This window comes from Phytoactinopolyspora endophytica (genome assembly GCF_004138495.1).
Classification (GTDB): Bacteria; Actinomycetota; Actinomycetes; order Jiangellales; family Jiangellaceae; genus Phytoactinopolyspora; species Phytoactinopolyspora endophytica.
The window spans coordinates 144435-152425 of sequence record NZ_ML142853.1 but is presented as its reverse complement, the minus strand read 5'-3'; the positions used below and the strand labels follow the sequence as shown (position 1 = coordinate 152425).

Genomic DNA, 7991 nt, shown 5'->3' with positions numbered 1-7991 from the left:
CACACCAGGTCCCAGAGTGCGGTGGTGATGTCCTGCTCAGTGGCTCCCGGCCCGGGAGTGGGCTCGGAGATGCTGTCGGCGATCGCGGCGAGCGAGGAACGCTCGTCCGCGGACGGCGTGGGATCCGTCGGTTCTGACGGTGTGGTCGGCTCTGCTGTGGCGCTCTGGCGCAGTGACGCCAGCACGGCATCGGCGAGCTGGCGGTAGAAAAAAGCACCGCCGTTGCCCAGCGTGTCGAGGATCGCGTGGTGGATCGGCCCGAGCTCCGCCTCCGATGTCGCATCCGGCTCGGGAAGCGTGAGCGCAGCGGTGTCGGCCAAATGCAGCGACACCCAGCCGTCGGACGGCCCGATCGCTCCCCGCCCGGTCCAGACGACCTCGCCGGATGCCGTGAGCTCGTCCAGCCACGCAGGGTTGTAGTCGGACAGACGCGTGCGGAGCACCAGCGGCTCGAGCGCGCTCGCCGGCACCGGCACGCCGTCGAGCTGCTCGATCGCGCTGAGCAGGCCATCCGGACCCTGCAGCGAACTGCCCACAGACTGCCAGGCAGGCAGGAACCTGGCGAGCGTGGACGGGTCGACTGGCTCGGCTTCCTTGCGCAGCGACGCCAGCGATCTGCGGCGCAGCAGCCGCAGCACCTCTGCGTCACACCAGTCGGTACCTGATTCGCCGGGCCGCAGCTGCCCTTCGACTAGCTTTCCGTCGCCGACGAGCTGCCGGATCGCACCGACGACGACGGCTCGCCCCAGCCCGAAACGCTCGGCCACCGACTCGGCGCGGAACGGACCGTGCGTGCGGGCATACCGGGCGACGAGGTCGCGGACCGGTTCCTCCACCGGCTCCAAGAAGTCCGGGTGCACGCCGTCGGGAACACCAACGCCGAGCGCGTCACGCACCCGCGCGACGTCCTCGACGGCTGCCCATCGTTCCTCGCCGCCGATCCGCATCGAGACGACGCGTCGTTGAGCAGCAAGCGTCTCGATGTGCGTCGCGGCGTCGTCAGGGTCGGTGCAGCGGGCGGCGATCTCTTCGGTGGACAGCGGACCGAGCAGCCGCAAAAGGTCGGCGACGTCTTCGGCGTCGTCGGCCTTGCGCTCGTCGACGAGCCGCTGCAGCTCGGCCTCGGTGCGCTCGATGACGTCGAGATCGAGCAGCTCGCGCAACTCGGTGTGGCCGAGAAGCTCGGACAGCAGGGCGGAGTCCAGCGTCAGCGCCTGCGCCCGCCGCTCGGCCAGCGGAGAGTCGCCCTCGTACATGAACGACGCGACGTAGCCGAACAGCAGCGATCTGGCGAACGGCGACGCCTGCGGCGTCTCGACCTCCACCACCCGGATCTGGCCCGCCGCGACGTCGCGCATCAGCTGGGTCAGGCCGGGCAGGTCGTACACGTCCTGCAGGCACTCGCGCATCGTCTCCAGCAGTATCGGGAACGACCCGTACTTCGAGGTCACGTTGAGCAGCTGCGCCGAGCGTTGCCGCTGCTGCCACAGCGGCGAACGACGTCCCGGCTGGCGCCGCGGGATCAGCAACGCCCGGGCCGCGCACTCCCGGAACCGGGCGGCGAACAGCGCCGACGCGCCCACCTCCGTGGTGACGAGATCCTCCACCTCGTCTGGGTCGATGACGACGAGGTCCGCGTCGTGCGATGGGGATGCTGCGGGCGCCGTCGCCGTCGCCGTGGTGGTGCTCGGTCCCGCGCGCCTTCCCGCGTCTGCGTGGCCCTGGTGCACGCCGGAGATGCCGTCGGCGAGGACCGGGGCCGCGTCGTCGAACGTGTCCGGGATGCGCAGCACGATGCCGTCGTCGGCGTGCACCGCCTGGACGTCGGCGCCGTAACGTTCGCGCAGCCGCGCGCTGAGCGCCAGCGCCCACGGCGCGTGCACCTGGGCGCCGTACGGCGAATGCACGACGAGGCGCCAGTCACCCAGCTCATCGCGGAAGCGCTCCACGACGATGGTCTGGTCGTCCGGCACGTGACCGGTGGCGGAGCCTTGGTCCGCCAGATACGAGAGCAGGTTGTCCGTGGCCCACTGGTCGAGGCCGGCCTCCTCGGCCCGCGTCCTCGCATCCGCGTCGTCGGCGCCGGAGACCTCCCGGACGAACGCGCCGACCGCCGCGCCCAGCTCCACGGGCCGACCGAGCTGGTCGCCCTTCCAGAACGGCAGCCGCCCGGGCCGTCCCGGCGCGGGGGAGACGACGACGCGGTCATGGGTGATCTCCTCGATCCGCCAGCTGGTGGCGCCGAGGGAGAACACGTCGCCGACGCGGGACTCGTAGACCATCTCCTCGTCCAGCTCACCCACCCGGGCGCTGTTCTTCCGGGTGTCCTGCCCGGCGAGGAAGACCCCGTACAGGCCGCGGTCCGGGATGGTGCCGCCGCTGGTCACGGCGAGCCGCTGACTACCCGGGCGGGTGCTCAGGGTGCCCTCGTCGCGGTCCCAGACCAGCCGGGGGCGCAGCTCGGCGAACTCGTCTGACGGATACCGGCCGGCCAGCATGTCCAGCACCGCCCGGTACGACGACTCGGGCAGCTGAGCGAACGGGTGCGCCCGGCGTACCAAGGCCAGCATGTCGTCGACCGGCCAGTCGTCCATGGCCACGGCAGCGACGATCTGCTGCGCCAGCACGTCCAGCGGGTTGCGCGGGATCGCCAGCTCTTCGATCATGCCTTGCCGCATCCGCTCGGAGACGACGGCGGTCTGGACGAGGTCGCCGCGGTACTTGGGGAAGAGCACACCGCGGGAGACCGCCCCGACCTGGTGACCCGCCCGGCCGACCCGCTGCAGGCCACTGGCGACCGACGGCGGCGCCTCTACCTGCACGACGAGGTCGACCGCACCCATGTCGATGCCCAGTTCCAGGCTGCTGGTCGCCACGACGGCGGGCAGCCGTCCCGACTTCAGGTCGTCCTCGATCAGCGCCCGCTGCTCCTTGCTCACCGAGCCGTGGTGCGCCCGCGCCAGTGTGGAACCGGCACCATGCGCGGCGCCGGACTGGGCCATGACCTGCGCCGGTGGCATGTGCGGCGCCGGTGTCTCCTCCGCGATCTCGTTGAGCCGGCTGGTCAGCCGTTCCGCGAGCCGCCGGGCGTTGGCGAAGACAAGTGTCGAGTGGTGCTGCTGGATCAGGTCCGCGACGCGTTGCTCCACGTGCGGCCAGATCGAACCGTCGGCCTCGACGGCACCTGTGTGGTCCTGAGCGGCCGGTGCGCCCGCGTCCCGGCCGGTCGGACCGTCGTCGTGCGCACCGGAACCCAGCCGGCGTTCGGATCCGGGTCCTCGCCGGACGCCACTTGGTTTGCGGTTGCTGACCTCGTCGAGCTGCGACATGTCCGGCACCGGGACGACGACGCGCAGGTCCCACTGCTTCTGGCTGGCCGGAGCGACGACGTCGACCGGATGGGCGCCACCGAGGAAACTGGCGACCTCCTCGACGGGGCGCACCGTCGCCGACAACCCGATGCGTTGCGCGGGGGAGGGGAGCAGCGCGTCCAGCCGTTCCAGGCTCAACGCGAGGTGGGCGCCGCGCTTGGTGCCCGCGACGGCATGCACCTCATCGACGATCACCGTCTGCACGCCACGCAGCGACTCACGCGCCTGCGACGTGAGCAGGAGGAACAGCGACTCCGGCGTGGTGATCAGGATGTCGGCAGGGCGGCGGGCGAAGCGCCGTCGTTCCTCGGCAGGAGTGTCCCCGGTGCGGATGGTGGTGGTGATCTCCGGCGGGGCGAGGCCGAAGTCGGCGCTGGCCCTCTTGATCCCTTCCAGCGGGGCGCTCAGGTTGCGGTCGACGTCGACCGTGAGCGCCTTGAGCGGCGACACATACAGCACGCGGCACCCGAGGGTGGGATCGTCCGGAGTGGTCGAGGCCGCGATCTGATCGATCGCCCAGAGGAACGCCGCCAGCGTCTTCCCGGACCCGGTCGGCGCGACGACCAGGGCGTTACGCCCAGCGGCGACGGTGCGCCATGTGCCCTCCTGCGCCGGTGTGGGCGTGCCGAACGAGCCGGCGAACCACGCACGGGTCGCCGGGCCGAACAGCTCGAGGACGTCTTCCATGTCCCCATACTGCCGCGCCCCACCGACAAAGGGCCTCATCTCCCATGATGATCATGGGATCGTCCGCGTAGCGCGACGGTAATGAGCCGATCAGGAATCGAGAAGCCCTGATCTTGTCGTTCCGGATAGCGTGAGAGCACCCTTATCCCAGTGACTGACAGGGAGTAACACACAATGAGCGGCACATCGAAGGCCAGCGAGAAGAAGCGAGACGGTTCCTCGGCGGAGGGGTTCTCCGAGCAGGAGCGCGCCGCGATGAAAGCGCGCGCCACAGAGCTGAAGGCAGAGGCACGCGGCGGCCGTGGTTCGAAGAAGGCGGCCGCTGATGAGGAAGCCGTACTGTCGAAGATCGCTGAGATGGCGTCGCCGGATCGTGCGCTGGCCGAGCGCGTACACGCCATCGTCACTGATGCTGCTCCCGAGTTGGCGCCGAAGCTGTGGTACGGCCAGCCCGCCTATGCCAAGTCCGGCAAAGTGGTGTGCTTCTTCCGCAGTGGGCAAGTGGATAAGGAACGTTACTCGACGTTCGGGTTCAGTGTGCACGCGAATCTGGATGAGGACGGCGGCATGTGGCCGACGTCCTACGCCCTGACAGAGTTGGGCGAAGCCGGTGAAGCGGCGATCAGAATGCTTGTTAAGAAGGCCGTGAGCTGATCATGGGATCTGGCGTTCAGCGCTCGTTGGGCGGGATACGGAGAGCGTCGCAGACGGCGCGCCAGACGGTCTTGGTGTCCTCACCGGCTTCCAACGCCTGGTACACGGTGCGCTCGCCGAGGCCGTCGATCACGTAGTCGCGCGCCCACGAGTCGGCGTAGGTCGCGCCGAGGTGGTGCTCCATCCGTTCCCAGAAATCCGTCAACCGCACCGCACTAGCGTAGTCATCTCCTCGGACCACCCGTTCGGGGTCCCAAGCGTAGGGCTGTGCCGATAGCCGCCACGGTCCACGCGCCCGTCAACGCTCGCCGTCAGGGCGCAAGAACGCGAAACCCGTATGAGTTTGTCGGCCGCGCCCGGTAACGTCCCCGTACGTGGTACTTCGACAGGACGGCACCCAAGCCGATGATCGTCCGCTGATCAGCGCGCATGCCCTGACCAAGCGGTTCGGTGACTTCACCGCGGTGGACGGCATCGACGTGGAGGTCCGTCGGGGCGAGGCGTTCGGCTTCCTCGGGCCCAACGGCGCCGGCAAGTCCTCGACCATGCGGATGATCGGCTGCGTGTCACCGCCCACGGGTGGCACGCTGCGCATCCTCGGCCTCGACCCGGCCACCGACGGTCCGCGCATCCGGGGACGCCTCGGCGTCGTCCCGCAGAAGGACACGCTCGACGAGGAGCTGACCGTGCGGGAGAACATCCTGGTCTACGGGCGGTACTTCGGCCTTTCCCGCGCCGTCGTCCGCGAGCGGGCGGACGAACTGCTGGAGTTCGCTCAGCTCACCGAGCGGGCCTCAAGCATCGTCGAGCCGCTGTCCGGGGGTATGAAGCGTCGCCTCACCATCGCTCGTGCGCTGGTGAACAACCCCGAGGTGCTGCTTCTCGACGAGCCCACCACCGGGCTGGACCCGCAGGCCCGGCACGTGCTGTGGGACCGGCTGTTCAGGTTGAAGCGTTCCGGCGTCACACTCGTGCTGACCACGCACTACATGGACGAGGCCGAGCAGCTGTGCGATCGCCTGGTGGTGATGGACGGAGGCAAGATCGTCGCCGAAGGATCGCCACGGCAGCTCATCGCCGAGTACTCTACGCGCGAGGTCCTGGAGCTGCGTTTCGGCGAGGATGACCACGGCGCGTACGAGCCGAAGGTCGCTGACCTGGCATCGAGGGTCGAGGTTCTTCCGGACCGGCTGCTGCTCTACGTCTCCGATGGGGACGCCGCCAGTAAGACCGTGCATGACCGTGGACTCGCGCCGCTGTCCATGTTGGTCCGGCGATCCACGCTGGAAGACGTCTTCCTGCACCTCACCGGACGGACACTGATCGACTGATGAGCGTGACGGTGAGTCTCATGCACGTGTGCCGCGATCGGCGGGCCAGCCCCGGAAACCGGACTCATCGTCGCATTCGCGACGATAGAGGGTGGCCTGTGCGGCCACAAGGGGGCCGCACAGGTTCGAAAACTTCCGTCGGCAGGCGATGGTTGCCGGGTCGCACAGAGCGGGAGGCCTGGCATGACGAGCTCTGCTGACGCCCATGGCAACGGTGACGCCCATGGCAACGGTGACGTCCACGGCAACGGTGACGTCCACGACGACGCCGTCGTCCGCGATCAGCCGCCCGAGGGACGGATGTGGGACCGCGCCTTCTCTTTCTGGCTGACCAACTACCGCCGGGTATGGCGCGGAACCGTCATCAGCAGCATCCTGACCCCGTTGTTCTTCCTGACCGCGATGGGGGTCGGCCTGGGCGTGCTGGTAGACGAGGCGTCGCCTGCCGGGGTCCAGGGCGTCGAGTACATCATGTTCCTGGCGCCCGGTATCCTCGTGGCGCAGGCGATGCAGACGGCGGTCTTCGAGTCGACCTACCCGGTGATGGGTGCGATCAAGTGGCAGCGGCAGTACCACGCCATGCTGGCTGCCCCGCTGGGGATCGCCGACGTCGTCATCGGGCACTTGGTCTTCGTCGCCATGCGCGTCACGATCAGCAGCGCGACGTTCCTGGCGATCGCAGTCGCCTTCGGCGCCATCGAGTCGTGGTGGGCGCTGCTCGCGTTGCCGGTGGCCGTGCTGACCGGGTTGGCATTCGCCGCATGCGTGTTCGCCTTCGCCGCGCGCCAAGAGAACGACGGCGGTTTCAATATGCTGTTCCGGTTCATCGTCATGCCGATGTTCCTGTTCTCCGGGACGTTCTTCCCGGTCGAACAGCTGCCGTTGGCGCTGGAGATGGTCGCCATGGTGACCCCGCTATGGCACGCCGTCGAGCTGTCCCGGGGCTTGGCGCTGGAGACCATGACTGTCCTGCCCGCACTCGGCCACGTGGCGTACCTGCTGCTCTGGGTGGCGGCCGGCTTCGCGCTCACGCTGGTGAACTTCCGGAAGAGGCTGGTGATATGAGCGCGGTTCAGCATACGGACGCGCACCGTACGGTGCTGCGGCGGCTGGCCCGGGCGATACCGATCCCGGCCGGCGCCGGGCTGGCGCGGACGCTGGTGGAACGCAACATCCGCTCGTACCGGCACGGCTGGCTGACGCTGGTCAGCGGATTCTTCGAGCCGATCTTCTACCTGTTCTCGCTGGGTGTCGGGATGGGTGCGCTGGTCGGTGATGTGGACGCGGGCGGCGGCCGGATGGTCGAGTACGCCTCGTTCGTGGCTCCCGCGCTGATGGCGTCCGCCGCGATGAATGGTGCTGTCTTCGACTCCACGTTCAACGTGTTCTTCAAGCTGAAGTACGCCAAGCTGTACGACTCCGTGCTCGCCACCCCACTCGGGCCGCGCGACGTCGCGGTCGGCGAGATCTCCTGGGCATTGTTGCGCGGGCTGCTGTACTCGTCGGCGTTCTTGCTGGTGGCGGCGGTCGCGGGCGTCGTCGAGTCATGGTGGGCGCTGTTGACGATCCCGGCGGCGACGCTGATCGGGTTCGCGTTCGCGGCGGTGGGGATGGCGGCGACCACGTTCATGCGCAGCTGGCAGGATTTCGAGTACGTGAGTCTGTCGATCCTGCCGATGTTCCTCTTCTCGGCGACGTTCTTCCCGCTGGAGAGGTATCCGGAAGCGCTGCAGTGGGTGGTGCAGGCGACGCCGCTGTATCACGGGGTGGGGCTGGTGCGGGACCTCATGCTCGGCGACGTCGGCGTAGGGCTATTCGCCCACGTTCTGTACCTGGCGGTGATGGGGCTGGTTGGAGTCGCCTTCGCCGCGCGTCGCGTCGAACGGCTGCTCCTGACGTAGCCGCGGATGCCGCGTGACGTAACGACATTGTGGTCGTTCTGGCGACC

The 7991-nt window shown here is 68.7% G+C and carries 6 protein-coding genes; 4 read left to right on the top strand and 2 right to left on the bottom strand.

Going from position 1 to position 7991, the window contains the following annotated elements; translation table 11 throughout:
* Positions 1-4058 (bottom strand): DNA glycosylase AlkZ-like family protein (locus ELR45_RS40755; protein ID WP_129666553.1); only part of this gene is annotated, 4058 nt, incomplete at its 3' end.
* Between the two features lie 174 nt (positions 4059-4232).
* Here ELR45_RS40755 and ELR45_RS11525 point away from each other — a divergent pair.
* Complete coding sequence (locus ELR45_RS11525; RefSeq protein WP_129666101.1) at positions 4233-4712, top strand: DUF1801 domain-containing protein; 480 nt, start codon at positions 4233-4235, stop codon at positions 4710-4712.
* Positions 4713-4728: 16 nt separating this feature from the next.
* On the opposite strand, the gene ELR45_RS11520 is transcribed toward ELR45_RS11525, so the two are convergent.
* Positions 4729-4923: a DUF3046 domain-containing protein gene (locus ELR45_RS11520; RefSeq protein ID WP_129666099.1), complete on the bottom strand. Its 195-nt coding sequence runs from the start codon at positions 4921-4923 to the stop codon at positions 4729-4731.
* A gap of 163 nt (positions 4924-5086) precedes the next feature.
* Here ELR45_RS11520 and ELR45_RS11515 point away from each other — a divergent pair, with 163 nt between their 5' ends.
* The 3 genes from ELR45_RS11515 (at position 5087) to ELR45_RS11505 (ending at position 7944) form a co-directional block, all read left to right on the top strand.
* Positions 5087-6043 carry an ABC transporter ATP-binding protein gene (locus ELR45_RS11515; RefSeq protein ID WP_129666097.1) on the top strand — a complete coding sequence of 319 codons (957 nt, stop codon included), beginning with the start codon at positions 5087-5089 and terminating at the stop codon, positions 6041-6043.
* Between the two features lie 183 nt (positions 6044-6226).
* On the top strand, positions 6227-7108 hold the full coding sequence (locus tag ELR45_RS11510; RefSeq protein ID WP_205856425.1) for an ABC transporter permease: 882 nt from the start codon (positions 6227-6229) through the stop codon (positions 7106-7108).
* Positions 7105-7944, top strand: a complete 840-nt coding sequence (locus ELR45_RS11505) for an ABC transporter permease (RefSeq protein ID WP_129666096.1) — start codon at positions 7105-7107, stop codon at positions 7942-7944. The genes ELR45_RS11510 and ELR45_RS11505 overlap by 4 nt, the downstream gene beginning before the upstream one ends.
* The last annotated feature ends 47 nt before the right edge of the window (positions 7945-7991 follow it).